This is a genomic window from Nocardioides hankookensis (genome assembly GCF_042658885.1).
Lineage (GTDB): Bacteria > Actinomycetota > Actinomycetes > Propionibacteriales > Nocardioidaceae > Nocardioides > Nocardioides hankookensis.
Map to the genome: position 1 here is coordinate 891256 of NZ_JBHSRJ010000004.1, position 23321 is coordinate 914576.

The window sequence follows — 23321 nt, forward strand, 5'->3', positions numbered from 1 at the left end:
AGAATGGTGCTCTGGACTGCGGTGGACCTTGGTGCGGGTGGGTCAGAAGAGGTTGTCGGCGGTGACGGCCGGACCGGGGGCGATGGTGCTGCCGTCGGTGAGCAGGGCGAACGCCAGCTCGCCGTTGGTCACGGCGTACAGCAGCCGCTGGGCGTCCTCCTGGTCGACGGCGACCGTGAGGAGCGTGCGGGGCAGGGCCTCCGTCGTCGCCTGGCCGGCGTCGTCGGTGGTGGTCGTCGAGACCGGGGTCGTCGAGCCGACGCCGATGACGGTGACCCGGTCGAGGAGCAGCCGGGTGTACGCGTCGCCCTCCTTCTCGGTGCCGTTGACGAAGATGGCGACCTGCGAGCCGGGGTTGACGAAGCCGGCGACGCGCGCCGGGTCGGTGAGGTTCACCGACATCGCCATCTGGCCCTTGGGGATCTGGAGGGCGCTCGGGGGAGCGGCGTCGCTGCCGAACTTGGCCGTGACGATCTGCTCGCCCGGGTAGATCGGCACCAGCGCGACCTGCTTGGCGAGCCCCTCGATGCTGGTGACCGCGTCCGGGAGGACCTGGTCGCGCGGCACGTTGGCGAGGGCGAGCTTCCCGCCCTGCGAGGCGGCGGTGATGCTCTCGCCCACGGCGATCGGCGCGTTGGCGCGCAGCACCTGGACGGTGTCGAACCGGCTCTCCGCGCGGGCGTCGGCCCCGCGGACGTAGAGGAACACGAGTGCCGTGCCGGCAACGGCCGCGATGACCGCCCCGATCAGCAAGAACTTCCGATGAACCACGGTCGCCAAAACCTTCCCGAGAGGACCGTGCTCGGTCACCCGGGCGCGGTCGAAGAACATGGGCGACGGCCTAGGCCGTCAACCCCCGCCCCCGCCGGGGTTGAAGCAGGAGCAGATTAGGGCCAGGCGACCCGATCTGTCCGAAACGAGTTCTACTGGTCTGGACCGGACCGGAGCGGCATGTCCAGACCAGTCGGTCAGCCCAGGTAGAGGGCGGCGACCTCGTCCTTGCACTCGCGCATCACGACGTTGCGCTTGAGCTTGAGGCTCGGGGTGAGCTGGCCACCCTCCTCGGTCCACTCGTCGGCGAGGATCGTGAACTTGCGGATCGACTCGGCCTTGGAGACCGCCTTGTTGGCGTCCTCGACGGCGGCCGCGACCTCGGCGCGCAGGTCCGGGTCGTCCACCAGGGCGGCGATGTCGGTGCTCTTGCCGTGCTGCTCGGCCCACACGGGCACCGAGTCGCGGTCCAGCGTGACGAGCGCGGCGATGAACGGCTGACCGTCGCCCACGACGATGCACTGGTCGACCAGCAGGTGGCCGCGCAGGCGGTCCTCGAGGACGGCCGGGGCGACGTTCTTGCCGCCGGCGGTCACCAGGATCTCCTTCTTGCGCCCGGTGATCCGGACGAAGCCCTCGTCGTCGACCTCGCCGAGGTCGCCGGTGTGGAACCAGCCGTCGCCCTCCATGACCTCGGCGGTCGCGGCCTCGTTGCGCCAGTAGCCGGCCATCACCTGGCCGCCGCGGAAGAGCAGCTCGCCGTCGTCGGCCACGCGTACGGCGGTGCCGGGAAGCGGACGCCCGACGGTCCCGATCTTCGTCGCCTCCGGGAGGTTGGCGCTCAGTGCTGCCGTCGTCTCGGTGAGGCCGTAGCCCTCGAGGACGACCAGGCCGATGCCGCGGTAGAAGTGACCGAGCCGCTCACCCAGCGGAGCGCCGCCGGAGACGGCGTACAGGCACTCGCCGCCGAGGGCGGCGCGCAGCTTGCCGTAGACGAGGCGGTCGAAGACGGCGTGCTTCGCGCGGACCCGCACCGGGATCTTGCCGCGCTCGATGCCGCGCGAGTAGGCGATCGCCGTCTCGGCGGCGGCGTCGAAGATCTTGCCGCGGCCGTCGGCCGTCGCCCGCTGCGAGGCGGTGTTGAAGACCTTCTCGAAGACCCGGGGGACCGCGAGGATGAAGGTGGGCTTGAACTCCGCGAGGTCCGGCAGCAGCTGCTTGATGTCGGCGGAGTGGCCGAGTCGGGTGCGCGACTTGATGCAGCCGACCTGGATGATCCGGGCGAAGACGTGCGCCAGCGGCAGGAAGAGCAGGGTCGCGGCCTTCTGCTCCAGGAAGAGCTTCTCCAGCTCGTCGACCGCGACGCCCAGCTCGAACATGAAGTTGCCGTGGGTGAGCATGCAGCCCTTGGGCCGCCCGGTCGTGCCGGAGGTGTAGATCAGGGTGGCGACGTCGAGAGGGGTCGCCGTCGTACGCCGCTTCTCGAGCTCCTCGTCGGAGATGTCGCCGCCGAGGCGGCTCAGCGTGTCGACGGCGTTGTCGGTGATCGACCAGACGTGGTTGAGGTCGTCGAGATCGCCGCGGATCTCACGGACCCGCGCGAGGTGGTCGGAGGTCTCCGTGACGACCGCGCGGGCGCCGGAGTCCCCGAGGATCCACTGCACCTGCTCGGCAGAGGAGGTCTCGTAGATCGGGACCGTGACGGCGCCGGCGAACCAGATCGCGTAGTCGAAGAGCGTCCACTCGTAGCGGGTCTTCGAGATCAGGGCGATCCGGTCGCCGACCTCGATGCCGGCCGCGACGAGGCCCTTCGCCACGGCGGTCACCTCGGCGAGGAACTCGGCAGCGGTGACGTCCTGCCAGGCCTGGTCCGGTCCGTCGCCGCGGCGGCTGAACTGCACGGTCGAGCCCGCCTCACGGGCGTTGACCACCACGTCGTCGGTGAGGTTGCCGGTGGTAGCGATCTCGGTCGTCAGGGGGGTCGAGAACTCACGCACCGGCTGAGGTTACCGCGCGCGCCCGACCGGCGACCGATCCGGTACGCTCGCAGCCCGAAGCGCCCGACGAGCAGGGATGGACACGATGGCCGAGCAGACGACCTCGTCGATCGTGATCGACGCCGCCCCAGCGGACATCATGGCGGTGATCGGCGACTTCGCCGCCTACCCCGAGTGGGCCAAGGGCGTGACCAAGGCCGAGGTCACCCAGGATGGTGACGACGGCTGGGCCGAGCAGGTCTTCTTCGCACTCGACGTGAGCCCGATCAAGGACGAGTACACGCTCGCCTACGAGTGGGACGGGTACGACGAGGTCACCTGGACCCTGGTCGAGGGCAAGATGCTGCGCGCGCTCGACGGCGCCTACGTGCTCGAGGACCGCGGCGACGGCAGCACCTCGGTGACCTACCGCCTCGCGCTCGACGTCTCGATCCCGCTGATCGGCATGCTGAAGCGCAAGGGCGAGAAGATCCTCATCGACACCGCGCTCAAGGGCCTCAAGAAGCGCGTGGAGTCGCTCGGCTAGTGCGCGTCCTCCTGTTCACCGGCAAGGGAGGGGTCGGGAAGTCCACCGTCGCGGCCGGCACCGCGGCTCTCGCTGCCGCTGAGGGCCGACGCACCCTCGTGCTCTCGACCGACGCCGCCCACTCCCTGGCCGACGCCTTCGGCTGCCCGCCCGGCTCGATCGGGGCGGAGCCGACCGAGGTCGCTGATGGTCTCTTCGTCCAGCAGGTCGACGCCCAGCTCCGCTTCGAGCAGTCCTGGGCCGACATCCAGCGCTACCTGCTCTCGATCCTCGACGTCGCCGGGCTGGACCCGGTCGCGGCCGAGGAGCTCACGGTCATCCCCGGTGCCGAGGAGGTGCTCGCCCTCCTCGAGCTCCGGCTCCAGGCGCTGTCCGGTGCCTGGGACGTGATCGTCGTCGACTGCGCGCCGACCGCCGAGACGCTGCGCCTGCTGGCGCTTCCCGAGGCGCTGGGCTGGTACATGCACCGGGTGCTGCCGGTCGAGCGCCGCGTCATCAAGGCGCTGCGCCCGGTGCTGAGCCGGGCCGCCGGCGTACCGATGCCGGGGGACACGGTCTTCGACGCGCTCGAGCGCCTTCACGCCGAGCTGGAGGAGGTCCGCGACCTGCTCAGCGGTGCCGACGCGAGCGTGCGGATCGTGCTCACGCCGGAGAACGTCGTGCTCGCCGAGGCGCGCCGGGCCTACACGACGCTCTCGCTCTTCGGCTACCGCGTCGACGGGGTCGTGGCCAACCGGGTCTTCCCGGCCGAGGGTGCCGACGACTGGCGTGCCGGTTGGGTCGTCGCCCAGGACGAGGTGCTCGAGCGGGTGGCGGAGTCCTTCGCCGGGCTGCCGATCTGGCGCTCGTCGTACCGTCCGGGGGAGCCCGTCGGCGTCGAGGAGCTGACGGCGCTCGCGCGGGAGCTGTACGACGACGCGGACCCGCTCGCGACCACGAAGTCGCGCGGCCCGTTCCGGATCAGCAGCGGCGAGCACGGTGCCGTGCTGCGGCTCTCGCTGCCCCTCGTCTCACGCGCCGAGGTCGATCTGGCGCGCAATGGCGACGATCTGGTCGTGACCGTGGGATCGTATCGTCGGCTCATCACGCTCCCGTCCGCTCTGGCGCGCCATCGCATCGCCGGAGCACGGGTGGAGCAGGGGGAACTGCAGGTGCGGTTCGTCGAGGACCCCGTGGACGAGGCAGGAAAGGTGACATGACGCAGGACGACGGACCCTCGACGAACGACGGTGCCGGTTCGGACCCCGTGGGCACGGTGGCCGAGGAGGCCGTCAAGCTGCTCGGAGCGCTCTCGGACTGGGCCAAGGACGCGACCCCCGACCTCGAGGGCCACCTGGCCACCGGGGCGGCGGAGTGCACCTACTGCCCGATCTGCCGCACCGTGCACCTCGTGCGCGAGCTGCGCCCGGAGGTCAAGGAGCAGCTGGCGACGGCGGCGACCGCAGCGCTCCAGGCCTTCACCGGACTGCTGGCGGCCGCGACGCCCGACGGGCGCGGCACGCCGAGCGGGGTCGAGCACATCGACCTCGACGACACCGACGACACCGGCCCGTGGCCGGACGAGCCCGAAGGGGAAGACCGATGAGCCTGGCCTGTGGGATCGACGTCGGCGGCACCAAGATCGCCGGTGGTGTGGTCGACGAGGACGGCACCATCGTCGAGGAGCTGCGCGTCGAGTCGCCCGCGACCGACGCCAACGCGATCGAGGAGGCCATCGCCGGCCTCGTCACCGAGCTGCGCTCGCGCCACGAGATCGTCTCGGTCGGCGTCGGTGCTGCCGGGTACGTCGACAAGGCGCGCGCCGTGGTGCTCTTCGCGCCCAACGTCGCCTGGCGCAACGAGGACCTCAAGGGCGAGCTCGAGAAGCGCTGCGAGCTCCCCGTCGTGATCGAGAACGACGCCAACGCCGCCGCCTGGGGCGAGTTCGCCTTCGGCGCCGGCCACGACGCGGAGGACCTCCTGCTGGTCACCGTCGGCACCGGCGTCGGCGGCGGCCTGGTCCTCGACGGCGAGGTCTACCGCGGCGCCAACGGCGTCGGCGCCGAGATCGGCCACATGCGCGTCGTGCCCAACGGCATCCTCTGCGGCTGCGGGAAGCACGGCTGCTTCGAGCAGTACGCCTCCGGCTCCGCCCTGGTCCGCGAGGCCCGCTCGCTCGCGATGAGCGGCGCGATGATCGCGCAGGGGATGCTCGAGCGCGCCGGCGGCGACCTCAGCAAGATCACCGGCCCGCTCATCACCGACGCCGCCCAGCACGGCGACGAGGGCGCCCGCCAGCAGCTCGCCGAGCTCGGCCGCTGGCTCGGCGAGGGCATCGCGTCCCTCACCGAGATCCTGGACCCCGGAGTCGTCGTCATCGGGGGTGGCGTCAGCGAGGCCGAGGACCTGCTCCTCGAGCCGACCCGCACCGCCTTCGCCGGCCAGCTCGTCGGCCGTGGCTTCCGTCCCATCCCGGAGATCCGCAAGGCGCGCCTCGGCAACAAGGCTGGTCTCATCGGCGCGGCCGACCTCTCGCGGCGGTGAGCGCGCGTGTGCTCGAGCACGCGCGCTTCGTCGCCGTACCGCTGACGCCTGACGTCGCTGCCCTGGACTACGACGCGTACGTCGCCAGCCCGGACGTGATCCGGGTCCACAGCGACGGCCGCTGGCCGGTCGACGGCTTCACCCTCGAGGACGAGCTACGTGAGGTGCGGCAGCACCAGGTCGACCACGAGGCCGACCGGTCGTTCGCCTTCGCGCTCCTCACGCCGTCGGGTGACCGGTCGCTCGGCTGCGTGTACGTGAACCGGCTGCACGACTACCTCTCGCGCGTCGACGCACCACCGGGCCTGCTCGCCGCGTTCCGCGCGCCGTCGGCGATGGTCACCTTCTGGCTCCGGCAGGACGAGCAGACCACCGGCCTCGCCGACGTCGTGGTGGCAGCCGTCGATGCATGGCTCAGCGACGAGTGGCCGCTCGAACGCGCGCTCTTCCGGGTGCTCCCGGCGGAGCACTCGTCGCGCTCCGCGCTCGAACGGCACGGTCTCGACAGGGTCGAGCTGGCGCTCCCGGGAGAGACCAGGCCTTACCTGTGGTTCGAGGCGCGTCTCTGACGCGTCGTCGCAACGCTCTGGGCTCTGACTGAGCTCAGCGCGGCGGTTCGCCCGCGCCGCTGTCGGGTTGCCGGCGCGTCCGGGGCGACCATCGTGGCCCGGGTCGTAGAGACAGTGCATTCGGTGGACCGAGGAGCGGCACCGTCCTGGGGATCCTCGTCCCTACTCCCTCTTTCGGATCTCGGTCCCGCGGTGTTCGAGGGCGTGGTGTCTGGGGCAGAGGAGTCGGGAGTGGTCGATGTCGGTCCGGCCGCCTCGGGTCCAGGGTGGGTCGTGGTGGGCGTGACACAGGCCGGGTGGCCAGTCGCATCCTTCGGCGGTGCAACCGCGGTCCCTCAGTGCGAGGGCGGTGCGTTGGGATCTGGTGTGGAACCTGCGAGCCCTGCCGAGGTCGAGGACCTCGGATCTGCCGCCGAGGACGGCGGGGAGGATCCGTGCAGTGCAGGCGAGGCGGCGGGCGGCTCCGGGGCTGATCCGCTCGCCGGTGTCGAGGACACCTGCTTGTTCGAGGTCGCCGATGAGGGAGTCGTAGCTAATGGTGACGACGATGGTGGCGTCGGTGCCGCCGACCTGCGGCAGGTCTTTGGCTGGGATGCGGTCGATCAGCTCGGCGAACGCGTGACCCATCCGTTCCGGTCCGGGACGGCGTTCCACACCGGGTCCGTTGGTGGCGGCCTGGTGCTTGGGTGCGGCTAGGGCGAGGAGGATCTTCCTGAGCTGGGCGCCTTGGAGGGTGGGGAGGGTGAACCGGCCGTGGACCTTGCCGTGGCCGTCGTCGACCATGGTGAGCCGGCACGCCATCGCGGCCTCGGCCTCTTCGCGTTCCAACAGCTTCGCCTCATGCTCGTCGGCGGCTGCGGGGTCGATGACGTCGAGGAGCCGGTCCCCGGGCCGCTTCAATCCCCGGGCGTCGTTATGGGCGGCTTCGCAGACGAGGTGGGCCACTGCCTGGGTGACGACATCGGGGTCGAGCCCGTCGGGGAGCTTGGTGACGGCGTCGATGATCACGCCGGCCTGGTCGGCCAGCAGGTCGCCGGCGGCGAGGGCGGTGCGGACCTGGGGGTGGGTGTCGAGCTGGTAGCCGAACCTCACGGTCCGGTGCGCCGAGGGGCGGGTCTGCTTGGTCTCGTGCGCCAGCCAGTTCGCCGTAGTGGTCGCACCAGCGGTGTCGCCGACCTCGATCTCGTCGGCGTGCATCGCGACCCGGGCCTTCAGCTCGGCCACCCGCGCCTCGAGACGAGTGACCTCGACGAGCGTCGACGCGGTCTCTGCGACGTCCATCGACCAGGTCGATGCATCGGCCACGGCGTCGAGCTCGGTGTGGGCGTGCGCGACCGCCACCGACACTCGGTGTCTGGGGGTCGAGATCGCTGTCATGAGAAGAATTCTCCCAGGCACCACCGACAGTGAGGGCTCAGAACCCCCATATCCACAGGGGTCTGGGAACTTTTATCATCTATCTTCCGGGGTGGTTTCGAGGCTCGCTGCGCTCGCACCTCAACCACCGATGCCGGCCCGCAGGCCGGGAAGCGGCGCCGACCCGAGACCGCCGTACCCCGTGTAGAAAGCCATGTCGGCGCGCAGCCACGACGGACCCGCCAGCCGCGCACGTCGCCCTGCCTTCGCTGCGGGGGTTTCGAGACAGGCGCTAGCGCGCCTTCCTCAACCACCGGCCCGGGCGCGGACCGCAACCACCTGCCCGCCGTACCCCGTGTAGAAGGCCCCGTCGGCGGCCGACCCGAGCGGCCCCGCAAGCTGCGCTCATCGCCCTGGCTTCGCTGCGGGGGTTTCGAGACGGGCGCTAGCGCGCCTTCCTCAACCACCGGTGGGTCATCCGTGTCGGCCGTTTGGACAGACCTGGTGGTCCGCACGGACCGTTTCGGCTCGCGGGGGATGTGCGGACGCCTCAGGTGTCACTAGCGTCCGGTCACCCGTGGAAGGAGACCGGTGTCCGGGAGACCGCGTTGCCTGCACCGACGGAGGTCCCGTGACGAGCGGGGCGCCGTCGCCGTCGAGGCTGCCCTCGTGCTGCCGATCCTGTTCACCGTGCTCTTCGGCATCGTGGACCTGTCGATGCTCGTGCGCGACGAGGTCTCGACCACGTCGGCGACGCGCATCGCGGCGCGGATCGCGGCGACCGGAGCGGGTGCGGGGCCTGGCACCTGCGTGACCCGGCCGAGCGCGCCGCCCTGCACGTCGCAGTTCTCGCCGGCCCTCGCGCAGGCGGCCGCGGACGCCATCCAGCGCTCCGGCATGTCGATGCCCAAGGACTCGATCGACTACATCCTGGTCTACAAGGCCAACGACCAGGGTTTCCCGGGGACCGGCACCAGCATGCCGTCGGACTGCTCGGCCACGACGGACTGCGTGATGTTCACGTGGTACGACGCGGACGACAAGTTCCGCTGGGCGGGCGGGTCCTGGGACTCCAAGACGATCAACGGCTGCCTCAACCAGAGCGACATGGTCGGGGTCTACCTGCACGCCACCCACGACTGGGCGTCCGGCATCTTCGGGAGCTCGATCGGCGTCGACGACCGCGCGGTGAGCCGGTTCGAGCCGCTCGACCCGCAGACCTGCGCGCCCGGGACGCACGGATGAGCCGGCGTACGACGCAGCGCGACGAGCGGGGTGTCGCCGCCGTCATCGTGGCCGTCTTCATCTCGGCGCTGCTCTTCGCGCTCTGCGCCATCACCGTCGACATCGCCCGGATCCAGCTCGAGGGGCAGCGGGTGCAGAAGGCCGCGGACGCCGCGGCGACCGCCGGCGTCACCTGGATGCCGCAGAACCTCGCGCTCGCGACGACGACGGCCCGCAAGGTGTCGGGCATCAACGGCTACGCGAACGCCGGCGACACGAGCGTGGTCGTCGAGCCGGCGGGCCGGCCCAGCCAGCTGAAGGTGACCGTCACGACCAAGGTCCCCAACCTCTTCGGGCGGCTGCTCGGGATCGACGACGCGACGGTCACCCGGCACGCGATCGCCGACTACACCGGTCCGCAGCCGATGGGCAGCCCGTGCAACACGATGGCCAACGAGCCCGACGACGACTCGATCTCCGGTGGCAGCAAGCTTGCCGGCACCGGGTGCGAGCGGTTCCCGCAGTTCTGGGCCAACGTCAACGGGCCGGACATCAAGAAGGAGAGCGGCGACCAGTACAACGTGCGCACCTGCTCCGGTGTCGAGGACCAGTGCTCGGCCAGCAAGGCCAACAACGACTACACCGGCGCGGTGAACGGGCAGACCGGCTACTTCTTCCTGGTCCGCATCGGCAACGGCGCGGTGAACCAGCCTGTCACGCTCCAGATCTACGACCCGGCGTTCGTCAACACCGCCGACACCTGCAGCGCGGCGCCCACCGGCACGTTCCCGACGACGACGACCGACAACGACCCGAACTGGTGGAACCCCTACACGACGGTCCGGGGCCTCGAGCGCTACGCCAAGACCCCTGGGGCGTTCTGCCCGGGCGACAACCTGATCGGCGGTACGACGCCGACGGTGACGTCGTTCGGCCTGCGCAACCCGGCAAGCAACGCGAACCCGCTCAACGGTGCGCCGAACACGACCCCGGGCTGCACCCGCCAGTACCCCGGGTACGCCGCGCCGGACGCCAACAAGCTGCTCAAGTACAAGATCGCGAAGGCGCCGGCCAGCACCACGCAGGCGAACTCGAACTACGTCGACGACCTGGCCCGGGTCTTCCACCAGTGGGTCACGCTCTGCACCTTCACGCCCAACCAGGCGGGCGACTACTACCTGCAGGTGCGCACGAACGTCGCGATGCAGGGCGCCATCAACAACGAGGGCAGCTACCGACCGTCGAACAACACGACCGCGAAGATCTTCACCCAGGCCGGCGACGACACGTCGGTCGCGGGCTACGGCAGCAACCGGTTCTCGCTGCGTGCCTTCGGCTCGTCGGCCACCGTCTCGTCGGCGATCTCGGTGTCGTCGTGGGGCCGGATGCCGATCTACGCGAACGCCGACACCGCGGCCTCGACGTTCCACCTGATCCGGGTGCTGCCGGGCGCCGCCGGCAAGACCCTGCTCTTCCAGTTCTTCGACGTCGGCGACGCGGCGACCAACGGCACGATGACGGTGCTGCGACCGCCCGAGGCGACCGGCGACCCGATCGCCAACTGCACCGGCCAGGGCTACAAGAACGTCGCGCTGCCCAGCTGCTCGATCTCGGGCATCCAGTCGAGCGCGGGGTGGAACGGCCGGCTCCAGGGCATCCTGGTGCCGATCCCGAACAACTACAGCTGCGACTACACGACACCGAGCGGCTGCTGGTTCCGGGTGCGGGTGAGCTTCGGCAGCGGCTCGGTGAGCGACACGACGACATGGTCGGCCGAGATCATCGGAAACCCGGTCCGTCTGATCGAATAGCCCGGTGAGCCTCTTCATCGGCGTCGACATCGGTGGCACCAAGGTCCTCGCGACGGCGGTGTCGCGCTCCGGACGCGTGGTGCGTACGGCGCTGCGCGAGACCCCGGGACGACGGGTCGAGGCGCGGCTCGTCGAGGACGCACTCACCGAGGCGGTCCAGGAGATCGCCGGGGTACGCCGCGTCGGCGCCATCGGCATCGCGGCCGCCGGGTTCGTGGACGCCCAGGGGGAGCGGGTCCGCTTCGCGCCGCACCTGCCCTGGCAGGACGAGGGCGTGCGGGCCAAGCTCGCCGAGCGCTGGAGCGCGCCGGTCGTGCTCGACAACGACGCCAACTGCGCCGCGCGCGCCGAGCTCGCGTACGGCGCGGTCGGTGAGGCCGACAGCGCCGTCGTGGTCACCCTCGGCACCGGCATCGGTGGCGCGCTGATCCTCGACGGTGAGGTGATCCGCGGCTACAACGGCATGGCGGGGGAGTTCGGGCACACCCAGGTCGTCCCCGGTGGCCGCTCGTGCGAGTGCGGCGGCACGGGCTGCTGGGAGCAGTACTGCAGCGGCAACGCGCTGACCCGCTTCATGCGCGACAAGGGCGTCGAGGACCTGGCCGGGGCCGCGATCACCGCTGCCGCGGAGCAGGGCGACCCGGTCGCGCTCGCGGCCTTCGCCGAGGTCGGGGAGTGGCTCGGCGTCGGGCTCGCCAACCTGGTCGCGTCCTTCGACCCGCAGGTCGTGGTGATCGGCGGCGGCGTGTCCGCGGCCGGCGACCTGCTGCTCGAGCCGGCCCGGGCGGCGCTGCGGGAGTCGCTGGTCGGTGCTGCGCACCGCACGGTGCCGCCCGTCGTACGCGCGGCCCTCGGCCCCGAGGCGGGCGCGATCGGCGCCGCCGACCTGGCGCGTCAGACGTTCAGGAGCGCCGGTACTCGGGCACGAGCTCGACGGCGAGCTGCTCGAGGAACAGACCGACGTCGGTGACGATGCCGCGGGCCTGCGACGAACCGCGGTCCGCGAGCTTGGTGACCGTCGCCGGGTTGATGTCGACGCACACCAGCGGGATCGACGCCGGCAGGATGTTGCCGGTCGCCACCGAGTGCAGCATGGTCGCGACCATCAGGCAGAAGCCCACGTCGGTGAGCTCGGCGCGCATCGCGCGCTGGCCCTCGATCACGTCCGTGTAGACGTCGGGCAGCGGGCCGTCGTCGCGGACCGAGCCGACCAGCACGTACCGCTTCCCCTCCGTCACGAGCGCGTGCATGATGCCGCCGGTCAGCACCCCGGCGTCGACCGCGTCGCGGATCGACCCGGCCTTGCGGATCGTGTTGATCGCCCGGATGTGGTGCTCGTGGCCGTGCTCGACGCCGCGGCCCATCGCCAGGTCGACCCCGAGGCTGGTGCCGTAGAGCGACGACTCGATGTCGTGGGTCGCCAGGGCGTTGCCGGCGAAGAGCACGTCGACGTACCCCGCGTCGACCATCGCGACCATCGCCGGCGCGGCGCCGGTGTGGACGACGCCGGGGCCGCCCACCCAGAGCACCTTCTTGCCGGCGGCCTTCGCCTCGCGCATGCCGTCGGCGACCTGGCGCACCAGCACGGCCTGCGGCTTCTCGGAGGAGACCTCGGACTCCATGAACCCGAACGCCTCGGCGCTCGCGTCCGGCGCGGGCACGCTCACGCGCACGCCGGCGGCGCCGGTGAGCACGAGCATGCCGGTGCGTACGTCGGACATCGGCAGCGTGTAGACGCGCACCGGCTTGCCGTCGGCGTCGCGCTCGAGGACCAGGCCGCAGTCCATCTCGGGGTTCTCCACGTCGAGCCAGGCGCCGTCGATGCGAACCCGGGTCTCGAGGTTGGTGGTCGAGTAGAAGTGGTCGGGGAAGACCCCGTCGCGATCGGCCTCGGCGACGGTCGCCTCGCCCGGGTCGACCTGGTTGACGCCGCGGGTCTGGAGCCGCATCAGCAGCCGCTGCAGCCCCTCCGCGTCGTCGGCGATCACGGTGATCACCGCGTGCGACGGGTCATCGGTCTCCCGGCCCACGTCGAAGCGGTCGATCGTGTAGTCGCCGGCGTACTCCCGGATGTCGTCCAGGACCCGCGACAGGATGCCGTGGTCCATCAGGTGGCCGGTGATCTCGACGGTCTCGCTGGCAGTCACGAGTGCACCCTAACGGGGGCAGTCGTTGGTCGAGTAGCGAGCGCCAGCGAGCGTATCGAGACCGTCGCCGGGGTCTGTCGTCTCGCCGTGATCTCGATACGCCGGTCGCGGACTCGCGGGCTCGGTCGCGCGGCTACTCGATCCAGCGCGTGCTTCTCGACCCTCGCGAGCTCGGGTCGAGCGCCCTAGACCTGGGCGCCGTCGTCCCAGGGCTCTCGGGGCTCGCGGGGCATCTGGAAGACCAGGTAGACGAAGCCCCCGACGAAGCCCACGACGAGCAGGTAGCCCAGCCACGTCGGGATCGTGATCTGCAGGATCAGGCAGACGAGCAGCACCACGGGTGAGCCGAAGACGCCGGCCCAGGCGAGGCCGCGGTCCGGCGCGACGGTCGGCAGCGGCGGCGGCTCCGGAGGGTCGTAGCCCTCCTCCTCGTCCTCGTCGTCGAGGTCGATGTCCTGGACCTCGTCGTCCGGCGTCCCGAAGGCGCGGGGGTCGCCGAAGCGCCCACCGAACGGCGCGTCGGGGACGGGTCCCGCGGCCGGGGTCGAGGGTGGCTCGTCGAGCTCGGCGCGGTCGCCGTAGTTGTCGACGATGGCCCGCCAGGCGAGCTCGTCGGCCGTGGGGACGGCGTCGGCGTCGGTTCCGGCGTCGAAGTCGTCGTCGTGGGGGTGTTCCGGCACACGACGAGCGTATGCCCCCGCCGTGAATGCAGGCCAGACAACGGTCAGACGACGGTCAGGTCGCGGTGACCCGGGCGATGAACTCCGCGGAACCGGCGAAGATCTGATCGGCGTCGTTGTCGAGCGTCGCGACGTGGAAGCTGTTCTCGAGCGGTACGACGGTGACGTCCCGCGAGGACACCCCGGCGGTGATCAGCGGCTGGGAGGCCTCGTCGACGACGTGGTCCTCGGTGGAGCGGAAGTAGAGCAGCGGAGCGGTCACCTTCGGCAGGTCCGCGATGATCGTCGGCCAGGCCTGCATGAAGGAGTGGATCGCCTTGAGCGGCGTCTTCGTGTAGCCGTGCTCCTCGACGCCCTCCTTCTTGATGTCGTTGGCGATCCCCGGGAACGACCCCACCAGGTGCTTCAGGACCGGCAGCAGCTTGACGTCGAGCCGCTTGCTCGCGACCGCGGGGTTGACCACGACCACGCCCGCGATCTCGGGACGGTCCTCGGCCAGACGCAGCACCAGGGCGCCGCCCATCGAGAGGCCGCCGACGACGACCGCGTCGTTCTCGGCGACGAGCTTGTCGAGCGCGCTGGTGACCTCGGCGTACCAGTCCTCCCAGCGCAGCGTGTTCAGCTCCTGCCAGGTCGTGCCGTGGCCGGGCAGCCGCGGCAGCTCCACGGCGTACCCGCGCTCGGCGAGGTACTCGCCCCAGGGACGCATCGACGCCGGCTGGCCCGTGAAGCCGTGGCTGAGGAGCACGCCGACGCGCCGGCCGCCGGTGAGGTCCGGCCGGGCCGGGGCGGAGTACGGCGTCGCGAGCGGGTGGACTGTCGTCATGGCGGAAGTGTGCACCACCCGAGCAGTGCGCGACACGGCTTCGACCGTGCCCTAGGCTTCGCCGGGACGGAACTCGGGCTGGGGCGGAGGTTTGCGGTGTTCTACTGGTTCCTGAAGTGGATCGCACTCGGGCCGTGGCTGCGGATCATCTTCCGGCCGCGGGTCTCCGGGGCCGACAACGTGCCCCTCGAGGGGCCGGCGATCCTCGCCAGCAACCACCTGTCGTACGCCGACTGGCTGTTCATGCCGCTGACGCTGCCGCGCCGGGTCACCTTCGTCGCCAAGGCCGAGTACTTCACCTCGCCGGGCATCAAGGGCTGGCTGCAGAAGACCTTCTTCGCTGGCTCCGGCCAGGTGCCGATCGACCGCTCCGGCGGCAACGCCTCCGAGGGCGCGATCATCTCGGCCAAGCGGCTGCTCGCCGACGGCGAGCTCTTCGGGATCTACCCCGAGGGCACCCGCTCGCACGACGGCAAGCTCTACCGCGGCAAGGTCGGCGTCGCCCGCCTGGCGCTCGAGTCGAAGGTGCCGGTCATCCCGGTCGCGGTCGTCGGCACCGACGTGGTCGCCCCTCCGGGCAAGACCTTCGGCCGGTTCACCCGGCCGGTCGTGCGCTTCGGCACGCCGCTGGACTTCTCGCGCTACGAGGGCATGGAGAACGACCGCTACATCCTGCGCTCGATCACCGACGAGATCATGTACGAGATCATGCGCCTCTCCGGTCAGGAGTACGTCGACATGTACGCCACCCGCGCCAAGGAGCTGTCGAAGTCCGACAAGGACGGCGACGACAAGTCCGGCGAGTCGAAGCTCGCGTCGTGACCATCCACGACACGCATCCGTTCACGGACCCCGACCCCGACCCGGTACGCCGGCTGCGCGGCCGCCTGGGCGGCGCCGTCACGCTGGTGACCGCCGGCGACGCCGAGGGGCGCGCCGGCCTGACGGTCTCCTCGCTGATGGTCGCCAACGGCGACCCCGCCCACGTGCTGATGCTCGTCGACCCCGACAGCGACCTGGCCGACGTCGTGGCCCGCACCGGGCGGGCCGTGGTGCAGATGCTGTCCTGGTCGCACCGTGACCTCGCCGAGGCGTTCGCGGGCAGCGCTCCCGCGCCGGGTGGCCCCTGGCGGATGGGCTCCTTCGAGGACACGCCGTGGGGCCCGCGCCTGGCCGACACGACGACCTGGGTCGGACTCTCCCTGGAGTCCGTGGGCGACGTGGGCTGGTCGAGCCTGCTCACCTGCGTCGTGCAGGACGTCGCCGTGGGAGAGGACGACGCGCCGCTCGTGCACCGCCGAGGGCGCTACGTGCGCCCCGACCAGTGACCGGCGCCGACCCTCTTGACGGCACCTGGCACATCGTCTCGACGAGCCTGCCGTTCTGGCGATCGCGGGTCGCGCCGTCCGTCACCTACTCGCCGCTGCCCGACGGGCGGGTGCTCGACGTCGTGCAGTACACCGCCCGCGGGCGGGTGCGACTCGTGGTCGGCGCCGACTCGCGCGTCGCCGACGGCTACCACTGGCGCGGCCTCACCCCGCTGACCCGGCTGACGAGCAGCCGGTGGCGGGTGGTGGCCGCAGACGAGTCCGCTCCGGAGCCGACCGCGCAGTGGGCCGTGACGGCCTTCGAGAAGACGCTCTTCACGCCCGCGGGCGTCGACGTCTACTGCCGCGCGACCACCATCGACCCGCCCGCCCACGATGCTGCGCTCGCGGCCCTGGGGGCCGACCCGGCGCTGGCGGGGTTCGTCGCGAGGCTCTTCACGCCCGCCCTAGGGTGATCCCGTGGCCGACCTGCTGAGCATCGCCGACGAGCTCTACGGCCTGCCGCTGCCCGAGTTCACGCCGGCGCGCGACGCCCGCGCGAAGGAGCTCAAGGGCACGCCGCTCGCCGCGCAGGTGAAGGCGCTGCGCAAGCCGTCGACCGCCGCGTGGGTTGTCAACCTGCTGGTCCGGCGTGACACCGAGCAGGTCGAGCAGGTGCTGACCGTCGGCGCCGCGCTGCGCGAGGCCCAGGCGTCGATGTCGGCGGAGGAGCTGCGGGCGCTGAGCCGGCAGCGGCGCCAGCTGACCGCCGCGGTCACGACCGGCGCGCGGCGGATCGCGCGCGAGGAGGGCACCAAGGTCACCCAGGCGGTCGCCGACCAGGTGGAGGCCACGCTGACCGCCGCGATGGTCGACGAGCGCTGCGGGTTGGCGCTGCGCAGCGGCATGCTCACCGCCGCCCTGGCCAGCACCGGCGTCGACGCGGCCGACGTCGAGGCGGCCGTCGCCGTGCCCGAGGCCCTGGGCTTCAGCGCGCCCGCGCGGGAGGCGGAGCCCCCCGCCCGGCCCGAGCTGCACGTCGTACCCGATCCCGAGGCGGACGCCAAGGCCGTCGCCGCGGCCGAGGAGGCCCTGGAGGCGGCCGAGGAGGCGTTGGCGGAGGCCACCGCCGCCCACGGCGAGACCAGCACGGCCGTCGAGGAGCTCGAGGCCCGCGGCCTCCAGCTCCAGGCCGAGATCGCCGAGCTCCGCAGCAGGATCGACGAGCTCGAGGCCTCCGCCGAGGAGACCGACGACGAGCTCTCCGACGCCGAGGACGCCCGTGCCGAGACCGGGTCCGAGCTCACCGAGGCCACCCGGGCCCGCGACTCCGCCGCCGCTGCCCTGGCGAAGCTGAAGCGGTAGCCCTACTCCGCCCAGCCCTGGGCGAGCTCGACGGCACGCGACCAGCGGGCGTGGGCGGCGTCGGCCGCGGCCCGGTCGGAGGAGGGCTCGAAGCTGCGGTCCAGGGTCCAGGTGTGGCGCAGGTCGTCGGTGGAGTCCCACACGCCGACGCCGAGGCCGGCGAAGAACGCGGCGCCGAGGCCGGTGGTCTCGACGACCTTCGGTCGCTCGACGGGTACGCCGACGGTGTCGGCCTGGAGCTGGCAGAGCAGGTTGTTGGCGGCGGCCCCACCGTCGACGCGCAGCGACGAGAGCTGCGGCATCACGTCGAGCACGTCGCGCACCTCGAAGGCGATCGCCTCGAGCGTCGCCCGCACGATGTGCGCCCGGGTGGTGCCCCGGGTGAGCCCGACGATGAGGCCGCGCGCCTGCGGGTCCCAGTGCGGCGCCCCGAGTCCGGTCAGCGCCGGCACGAAGACCACGCCGCCGCTGTCGGAGACGGTCGACGCGACCGCCTGGCTCTCGGCGGCCGAGCCGACGATCTGGATGCCGTCGCGCAGCCACTGCACGGCCGCGCCGGTGACGAAGATCGAGCCCTCGGAGGCGTAGGTGATGTCGCCGTCGGGGGAGCGCCAGGCCGCCGAGGCCAGCAGCGCGTCCGACCGCTGGATCGTCGAGCCCGTGTTGGTGAGCACGAAGGAGCCGGTGCCGTAGGTGCACTTCGAGTCGCCCTCGTCGAAGCAGGTCTGCCCGAAGAGCGCGGACTGCTGGTCGCCCGCCAGCCCCGCGATCGGCACCGAGAGCCCGAGGAACGTCTTGGGGTCGCTGGCGGCGATCTCGCCCCAGTTGGGCACCAGCTCCGGCAGCGCGTCGCGCGGCACTCCGAAGAGCCCGCACAGCTCGTCGGACCAGTCGCCCGACTCGAGGTCCATCAGCAACGTCCGGCAGGCGTTGGAGACGTCGGTGACGTGGTAGGTCCCGCGGGTCATCCGGGCGATCAGGTAGGAGTCGACGGTGCCGATGGCGTAGCGGCCCGACTCGACCAGGGCCCAGGTGTGCGGCTCGTTCTCGGCCAGCCACATCAGCTTGGTGCCGGAGAAGTAGGGGTCCAGCCGCAGGCCCGTCAGCTCGCGCACCCGCTCCTCGTGGCCCTCGTCGCGCAGGCGGTTGCACAGGTCCGCCGTACGCCGGTCCTGCCAGACGATCGCGCGGCGGGGCGAGCCGAGGGTCTCGCGGTCCCAGAGCATCACGGTCTCGCGCTGGTTGGTGATGCCGATCGCCCGGATGGCGTCGGCGTCGGTCGCCTTCAGTGCCTCGCGGGTGGCCTCCAGCGTCGCCTGCCAGATCTCCTCGGGCGCGTGCTCGACCCAGCCGGGCTTCGGGAAGTGCTGCGCGAACTCCTGGTAGCCGCGCGCCGAGATCCGCCCGTCGTGCTCGACGACGAGGGCCGTGACGCCCGTGGTGCCGGCGTCGATCGCGAGGACGCTCATCGGTCGGCCTCCGTGTCACGGATGAACTCCAGGATGCGGACGTCGATCCAGGACCCGTCCTCTGCGACCCGCATCTCGTAGTTCTCGCTGCCGACCCAGCTCGCGAAGTCGCGGTGCCCGAGAGCGGTCGCGAGCCCCTCCAGCTCGGCCTCCAGGTCGGGCGTGATCGGCACCTTCTCCTCCTCGGTCGATGCGGTCAGGTAGAGGTCGCTCAGGCCGAGCAGCCGGGACAGCTCGACGATCGGCTCCGCGTGGTCGTCGACGCGGAGGTCGACCGCGATGTCGTCGAGCCCGCCGTACCCCGCCTCGTCCTGGACGACGAGCAGCGCGGCGGACTGGCGGCCGCGGGAGTCGCCCCCGGCGGCGTCACCGGCGGCCAGCGCCTCGAGCAGGCGGTGGGCGAGCGGCGCCTCGGGGGAGGAGTCGAGCCAGGCGGCCTCCATCGCCTCGACGACCTCGGAGCCGGTGAGGATGTTGCCCTGGATGGCGTAGCCGTCGCCGATGACGCTGCCGGCCCAGTCGAGGCACGCCTCTCCGGTGTGGCTGGCCGCGTTGCCGTCGACGTCGACGATGCCGACCTGGCGGTGGTCGCGGCCCTCGTCCTCCTCCAGGAGGACCTGCAGCGCGACCGACGCGGTCGCGCCGTCGTCGAGGTGGGCGAGGGCGAGGCCCTTGTAGGCCACGTTGGCGCTGGCCTGGGTGGCGATGGCGCCGACGCCGGCGACGGCGGCCGGCACGGCCGACCCGACCGCGAGGAACTTGGAGGCCACCGCCACGCCCCACGACTCACCGTCGGCGGAGCGGGCCACGATCGAGAACGTCATGGCGCGACAGTAGCGACATCGGAGGGCCGACCCTTTAGTCTGGAAAGGACTAAAGAACTGCTCGCCCGAGAAAGAAGCCATCGTCCATGACCGTCCGTCGCGTCGCCCTCCTCACCGCCGGTGGCCTGGCCCCCTGCCTGTCCTCGGCCGTCGGTGCCCTCATCGAGCGTTACACCGCGCTCGACCCGGAGATCGAGATCATCGCCTACCGCGACGGGTACGCCGGTCTCCTCGGCGACGACCACATCACCGTGACGACCGAGGACCGCGAGCGGGCGCACCTGCTGCACGACTTCGGCGGCAGCCCGATCGGCAACAGCCGGGTCAAGCTCACCAACGTCAAGGACTGCGTCAAGCGCGGGCTGGTCGCCGAGGGGCAGGACCCCCTCCACGTCGCCGCCGAGCAGCTGACCAAGGACGGCGTCGACGTCCTGCACACCATCGGCGGCGACGACACGAACACGACGGCGGCCGACCTCGCGGCGTACCTCCACGAGAACGGCTACGAGCTGACCGTCGTCGGCCTGCCGAAGACGATCGACAACGACGTCGTGCCGATCCGGCAGTCGCTGGGTGCCTGGACGGCGGCCGAGCAGGGCGCGATCTTCGCCCGCAACATCATCGCCGAGCACTCCTCCAACCCGCGGATGCTCATCGTCCACGAGGTGATGGGCCGGCACTGCGGCTGGCTGACGGCCGCGACCGCGCTGAAGTACCAGGAATGGCTCGACACCCAGGAGTTCTCCGGCTTCGGCGACAACACCCGGCACAGCTGGGAGATCCACGGTGTCTACGTCCCCGAGGTCGACTTCGACATCGCCGCCGAGGCCGAGCGCCTGAAGGCGGTCATGGACGAGACCGGCTGCGTCAACGTGTTCCTCTCCGAGGGCGCGGGCGTCTCCACGATCGTGGAGGAGATGCTGGCCCGCGGCGAGGAGCCGAAGCGGGACGCCTTCGGCCACGTCAAGCTCGACACCATCAACCCCGGCTCGTGGTTCGCCAAGCAGTTCGCCGGCATGGTGGGCGCCGAGAAGACGATGGTGCAGAAGAGCGGCTACTTCTCGCGCTCCGCGCCTGCCAACGCCGAGGACCTGGCCCTGATCCGAGCCTGCGCCGACCTCGCGGCCGAGGCCGCGCTGCGCGGCGAGAGCGGCGTCGTCGGCCACGACGAGGACGCCGGTGACGTGCTGCGGGTCTGCGAGTTCCCGCGCATCAAGGGCGGCAAGGCGTTCGACCCGTCCACGCCGTGGTTCCGGGACCTGCTGGACGAGATCGGCCAGCCCAACCACTAGAAGTCCGCGGCGCCGTATGACCAGACTGGACGTCATGCGCGTCGGAGTACTGACCGGAGGCGGGGACTGCCCCGGCCTCAACGCCGTGATCCGGGCCGTGGTCCGCAAGGGCGTGAAGGAGCACGGGTTCGAGTTCGTCGGCTACCGCGACGGCTGGCGCGGCCCGCTCGAGGGCGTGACGATGGAGCTCGGGATCGAGCAGTGCCGCGGCATCCTGCCCCGCGGCGGCACCATCCTCGGCTCCTCGCGGACCAACCCCTTCAAGCTGGACAACGGCGTGGAGCGGATCAAGGAGAACCTCGCCAAGGACGGCGTCGGCGCGCTGGTCGCGATCGGTGGCGAGGACACCCTGGGCGTCGCCACCAAGCTCTCCGAGCTCGGGGTCAACGTCGTCGGCGTGCCCAAGACGATCGACAACGACCTGTCCGGCACCGACTTCACGTTCGGCTTCGACACGGCCGTCAACATCGCGACCGAGGCCATCGACCGCCTGCACACGACCGCCGAGTCGCACCACCGCGTGCTGGTCGTCGAGGTGATGGGCCGCCACGCCGGCTGGATCGCGCTGCACTCCGGCATCGCCGGCGGCGCCAACATCGTGCTGATCCCCGAGAAGCCGTTCGACATCGCCGAGGTCTGCGAGCTCATCGAGAGCCGCTTCGAGTCGCGCTACGCGCCGATCCTGGTCGTCTCCGAGGGCGCGGTCCCACGTGAGGGTGGCGACATGACGCTCGTGTCCGGCGAGCTCGACGACTTCGGCCACGTCCGCCTCGGCGGCATCGGGGACCGGATCGCCGCCGAGATCGAGAAGCGCACCGGCAAGGAGGCGCGCGCGGTCGTGCTCGGCCACATCCAACGCGGCGGCACGCCCACGGCGTTCGACCGCTGGCTGGCCACCCGCTTCGGCCTCCAGGCGATCGACGCGGTGGCCGAGGGCGACTTCGGCACCATGATGGCGCTGCGCGGCACCGACATCGCGCGGGTCCCGCTCATCGAGGGCACCGGCGAGCTCAAGCTGGTCAGCACCGAGGAGTACGCCGAGGCGCAGGTCTTCTTCGGCTGATCCGTCCGGCGACGGAACCGATCCCGGAGACACTGCGTAAGGGTGGGTGTGACACCGGAGCAGGAGTTCGATGACTTCGCCGTGGCGGCCTGGCCCCGGCTGCGGCGCTCGGCGTACCTCCTGACGGGGGACCACCACCTCGCCGAGGACCTCGCCCAGACGGCGCTCGCCCGCACCTACGCGAGCTGGCGCCGGGTACGGCGGGCCGACGCCCTCGCCTACGCCCGGAAGGTGCTGGTCAACGCCAACATCGACCGGCTCCGGCGCCGCCGGCTCACGGAGGTCGGCGGACCGGGGGCGGACGGCCTGATCGAGGCCCGCGCCACCGGCGGACCGGGGCCGGCGGTCGCCGACGAGCGCGACGAGATCGTGCGCCTGCTCGCCGACCTCACCGAGCGCGAACGGCGCGTCGTCGTGCTCCGGCACTACTTCGACATGTCCGAGTCCGAGGTGGCGCGCGAGCTGCGCGTGGCGCCCGGCACCGTCAAGAGCGCCCTCTCGCGCGCCCTGCACAAGCTGCGAGTGACCGCGTCCGAGCAGGACGCGCTCTTCCTGAAGGAGACGCACCGATGAGCCCACGCACGATCGACGAGCTCGAGCACGAGCTGCACCGCGACGACCACGCCCGGCCGGATGGTCCCGACCTGGCCGCGATCCGGGCCGCCGGCATGCAGCGGCGCCACCTCACGGCACTCGGCGCCGGTGTCGGGGTGCTCGCGTCCATGGTGGCCGTCGGGCTCGTGGTCAGCGGCACCTTCGGCGCCGGTGGGCGCGCCGTCGACGAGCCGGCTCCTGCCGCCCACCCGCACGAGCCGTCGGCGCTCGCGCAGCGGGCGCTGACCCAGGTCGCCGGGGCCACGCAGGTCTCCGACTGGCAGGTCGTGGTGCCGCAGCCCGCCTCCGCCGCGCAGACCATGCCCGACGTGGACGTCGAGGTCGTCGGCGCGCCGATCGACACCGGCGCGCACTACTACACGGGTGTGACCGCCTACCGGCCCGCGGACTTCCCGAGCTGGCTCTACTCGGGCGTCGCCCACATCGAGCAGACCGACCTGGCCGAGGACGGCGGCTACCCCGTGGGATCGACGGAGATGGGCATCCTCGTCGACGCCGGGCCGGCGTACCTCGGCTGCGCAGGCCACGGCGACGCCTGCGCGCCGGCCCTGCTGATCCACGGTCCGGCGGGCTGGGAGTACCAGTGGGGGATGGGCACCGACGACTTCCTCCAGGACGGCTCCGACATGGAGGTCTTCCTCAACGACGACTACTCGACCGGCGCTCCGGGCGAGCTGGTGCTCGCCGGCCTGCCCGGCACCGACGTCGCCCGGGTCGACCTGGTGACGACCGACGGCACGACCGTCCCCGGCCACGTCGAGAGCGGCACGCTGGTCGATGGCGCCTCGATGATGTGGGGCACCGTCGTGGGCCAGGTCGCCGCGGTCGTCGCGTACGACGCCGACGGCGACGTCATCGAGGACCACGAGCTGAAACCGTGCTCGGGCGGGGTCGACTGCGAGGTCCGCTGAGCCGCACCCCTGGTTAGACGCCGTGGGTCGGGGGCAGGGTGGACC

Annotated in this window: 24 protein-coding genes; 16 read left to right on the forward strand and 8 right to left on the reverse strand. The window is 71.6% G+C overall.

All coding sequences use genetic code 11. The features are described from left to right. Positions 1 to 42: 42 nt before the first annotated feature. Together cpaB and ACFPYL_RS10730 are read right to left on the reverse strand one after the other, a co-directional pair. On the reverse strand, positions 43 to 831 hold the full coding sequence (cpaB, locus tag ACFPYL_RS10725; protein ID WP_379153699.1) for a Flp pilus assembly protein CpaB: 789 nt from the start codon (positions 829 to 831) through the stop codon (positions 43 to 45). 137 nt (positions 832 to 968) lie between these two features. Further along, positions 969 to 2768: an AMP-dependent synthetase/ligase gene (locus tag ACFPYL_RS10730; RefSeq protein WP_379153701.1), complete on the reverse strand. Its 1800-nt coding sequence runs from the start codon at positions 2766 to 2768 to the stop codon at positions 969 to 971. 85 nt (positions 2769 to 2853) lie between these two features. Between ACFPYL_RS10730 and ACFPYL_RS10735 the strand changes: the two genes are divergently transcribed. The 5 genes from ACFPYL_RS10735 to ACFPYL_RS10755 are packed head-to-tail and all read left to right on the forward strand — an operon-like array spanning position 2854 to position 6386. After that, positions 2854 to 3294, forward strand: a complete 441-nt coding sequence (locus tag ACFPYL_RS10735; RefSeq protein WP_379153703.1) for an SRPBCC family protein — start codon at positions 2854 to 2856, stop codon at positions 3292 to 3294. Next, positions 3294 to 4493, forward strand: a complete 1200-nt coding sequence (locus tag ACFPYL_RS10740; protein WP_379153705.1) for an ArsA family ATPase — start codon at positions 3294 to 3296, stop codon at positions 4491 to 4493. Before ACFPYL_RS10735 ends, ACFPYL_RS10740 begins: the two co-directional genes overlap by 1 nt. Next, complete coding sequence (locus ACFPYL_RS10745) at positions 4490 to 4879, forward strand: hypothetical protein (RefSeq protein WP_379153707.1); 390 nt, start codon at positions 4490 to 4492, stop codon at positions 4877 to 4879. The genes ACFPYL_RS10740 and ACFPYL_RS10745 overlap by 4 nt, the downstream gene beginning before the upstream one ends. After that, positions 4876 to 5817 (forward strand): ROK family glucokinase, encoded by a 942-nt coding sequence (locus ACFPYL_RS10750; RefSeq protein ID WP_379153708.1) that lies wholly within the window; start codon positions 4876 to 4878, stop codon positions 5815 to 5817. The genes ACFPYL_RS10745 and ACFPYL_RS10750 overlap by 4 nt, the downstream gene beginning before the upstream one ends. Then, positions 5814 to 6386 carry a GNAT family N-acetyltransferase gene (locus ACFPYL_RS10755; protein WP_379153710.1) on the forward strand — a complete coding sequence of 191 codons (573 nt, stop codon included), beginning with the start codon at positions 5814 to 5816 and terminating at the stop codon, positions 6384 to 6386. The genes ACFPYL_RS10750 and ACFPYL_RS10755 overlap by 4 nt, the downstream gene beginning before the upstream one ends. A 162-nt stretch (positions 6387 to 6548) precedes the next feature. On the opposite strand, the gene ACFPYL_RS10760 is transcribed toward ACFPYL_RS10755, so the two are convergent. Continuing rightward, the gene (locus ACFPYL_RS10760) at positions 6549 to 7763 is read right to left on the reverse strand and encodes an HNH endonuclease signature motif containing protein (protein ID WP_379153712.1); all 1215 of its coding nucleotides are present in this window, start codon (positions 7761 to 7763) and stop codon (positions 6549 to 6551) included. 570 nt (positions 7764 to 8333) lie between these two features. On the opposite strand from ACFPYL_RS10760, the gene ACFPYL_RS10765 reads away from it, so the two are divergent. The 3 genes from ACFPYL_RS10765 to ACFPYL_RS10775 are packed head-to-tail and all read left to right on the forward strand — an operon-like array spanning position 8334 to position 11747. Beyond that, a complete protein-coding gene (locus tag ACFPYL_RS10765) occupies positions 8334 to 8987 on the forward strand; it encodes a TadE/TadG family type IV pilus assembly protein (RefSeq protein ID WP_379153714.1) in 654 nt (217 codons plus the stop codon). After that, on the forward strand, positions 8984 to 10777 hold the full coding sequence (locus ACFPYL_RS10770) for a hypothetical protein (protein WP_379153715.1): 1794 nt from the start codon (positions 8984 to 8986) through the stop codon (positions 10775 to 10777). The genes ACFPYL_RS10765 and ACFPYL_RS10770 overlap by 4 nt, the downstream gene beginning before the upstream one ends. 4 nt (positions 10778 to 10781) lie before the next feature. Continuing rightward, positions 10782 to 11747 (forward strand): ROK family protein, encoded by a 966-nt coding sequence (locus tag ACFPYL_RS10775; protein ID WP_379153717.1) that lies wholly within the window; start codon positions 10782 to 10784, stop codon positions 11745 to 11747. On the opposite strand, the gene ACFPYL_RS10780 is transcribed toward ACFPYL_RS10775, so the two are convergent. The 3 genes from ACFPYL_RS10780 to ACFPYL_RS10790 form a co-directional block, all read right to left on the reverse strand. Then, positions 11680 to 12924, reverse strand: a complete 1245-nt coding sequence (locus ACFPYL_RS10780) for an ornithine cyclodeaminase (protein WP_379153719.1) — start codon at positions 12922 to 12924, stop codon at positions 11680 to 11682. The two genes, ACFPYL_RS10775 and ACFPYL_RS10780, sit on opposite strands and share 68 nt — an antisense overlap. Before the next feature lie 185 nt (positions 12925 to 13109). Continuing rightward, positions 13110 to 13604 carry a hypothetical protein gene (locus tag ACFPYL_RS10785; protein ID WP_379153720.1) on the reverse strand — a complete coding sequence of 165 codons (495 nt, stop codon included), beginning with the start codon at positions 13602 to 13604 and terminating at the stop codon, positions 13110 to 13112. Positions 13605 to 13659: 55 nt separating this feature from the next. Continuing rightward, positions 13660 to 14430 carry an alpha/beta hydrolase gene (locus ACFPYL_RS10790; protein ID WP_379153722.1) on the reverse strand — a complete coding sequence of 257 codons (771 nt, stop codon included), beginning with the start codon at positions 14428 to 14430 and terminating at the stop codon, positions 13660 to 13662. A 96-nt stretch (positions 14431 to 14526) separates the two neighbouring features. Between ACFPYL_RS10790 and ACFPYL_RS10795 the strand changes: the two genes are divergently transcribed. From ACFPYL_RS10795 to ACFPYL_RS10810, 4 genes are read left to right on the forward strand one after another with little or no spacing between them, the layout of a single operon-like run. Then, positions 14527 to 15252 carry a lysophospholipid acyltransferase family protein gene (locus tag ACFPYL_RS10795; protein ID WP_379153724.1) on the forward strand — a complete coding sequence of 242 codons (726 nt, stop codon included), beginning with the start codon at positions 14527 to 14529 and terminating at the stop codon, positions 15250 to 15252. Next, positions 15249 to 15758: a flavin reductase family protein gene (locus ACFPYL_RS10800; RefSeq protein ID WP_379153726.1), complete on the forward strand. Its 510-nt coding sequence runs from the start codon at positions 15249 to 15251 to the stop codon at positions 15756 to 15758. The genes ACFPYL_RS10795 and ACFPYL_RS10800 overlap by 4 nt, the downstream gene beginning before the upstream one ends. Beyond that, on the forward strand, positions 15755 to 16213 hold the full coding sequence (locus tag ACFPYL_RS10805) for a hypothetical protein (protein ID WP_379153728.1): 459 nt from the start codon (positions 15755 to 15757) through the stop codon (positions 16211 to 16213). Before ACFPYL_RS10800 ends, ACFPYL_RS10805 begins: the two co-directional genes overlap by 4 nt. Positions 16214 to 16217: 4 nt before the next feature. Then, complete coding sequence (locus ACFPYL_RS10810) at positions 16218 to 17102, forward strand: hypothetical protein (RefSeq protein WP_379153730.1); 885 nt, start codon at positions 16218 to 16220, stop codon at positions 17100 to 17102. 2 nt (positions 17103 to 17104) lie between these two features. Here ACFPYL_RS10810 and glpK read toward each other — a convergent pair whose 3' ends face one another. Together glpK and ACFPYL_RS10820 are read right to left on the reverse strand one after the other, a co-directional pair. Beyond that, complete coding sequence (gene glpK / locus ACFPYL_RS10815) at positions 17105 to 18571, reverse strand: glycerol kinase GlpK (RefSeq protein WP_379153732.1); 1467 nt, start codon at positions 18569 to 18571, stop codon at positions 17105 to 17107. Then, entirely contained in the window at positions 18568 to 19395 is an 828-nt protein-coding gene (locus tag ACFPYL_RS10820) for a DUF1028 domain-containing protein (protein WP_379153734.1), read from the reverse strand. The genes glpK and ACFPYL_RS10820 overlap by 4 nt, the downstream gene beginning before the upstream one ends. An 86-nt stretch (positions 19396 to 19481) precedes the next feature. Between ACFPYL_RS10820 and ACFPYL_RS10825 the strand changes: the two genes are divergently transcribed. Genes ACFPYL_RS10825 through ACFPYL_RS10840 form a run of 4 tightly spaced genes read left to right on the forward strand, consistent with a single transcriptional unit; the run spans position 19482 to position 23276 of the window. After that, complete coding sequence (locus ACFPYL_RS10825; RefSeq protein WP_379153736.1) at positions 19482 to 20687, forward strand: pyrophosphate--fructose-6-phosphate 1-phosphotransferase; 1206 nt, start codon at positions 19482 to 19484, stop codon at positions 20685 to 20687. 34 nt (positions 20688 to 20721) lie between these two features. Then, positions 20722 to 21750 carry a 6-phosphofructokinase gene (locus tag ACFPYL_RS10830; RefSeq protein ID WP_379153738.1) on the forward strand — a complete coding sequence of 343 codons (1029 nt, stop codon included), beginning with the start codon at positions 20722 to 20724 and terminating at the stop codon, positions 21748 to 21750. A gap of 48 nt (positions 21751 to 21798) precedes the next feature. Next, positions 21799 to 22323 carry a SigE family RNA polymerase sigma factor gene (locus ACFPYL_RS10835; RefSeq protein ID WP_379153740.1) on the forward strand — a complete coding sequence of 175 codons (525 nt, stop codon included), beginning with the start codon at positions 21799 to 21801 and terminating at the stop codon, positions 22321 to 22323. Continuing rightward, the gene (locus tag ACFPYL_RS10840) at positions 22320 to 23276 is read left to right on the forward strand and encodes a hypothetical protein (protein WP_379153741.1); all 957 of its coding nucleotides are present in this window, start codon (positions 22320 to 22322) and stop codon (positions 23274 to 23276) included. The genes ACFPYL_RS10835 and ACFPYL_RS10840 overlap by 4 nt, the downstream gene beginning before the upstream one ends. Positions 23277 to 23321 lie beyond the last annotated feature (45 nt).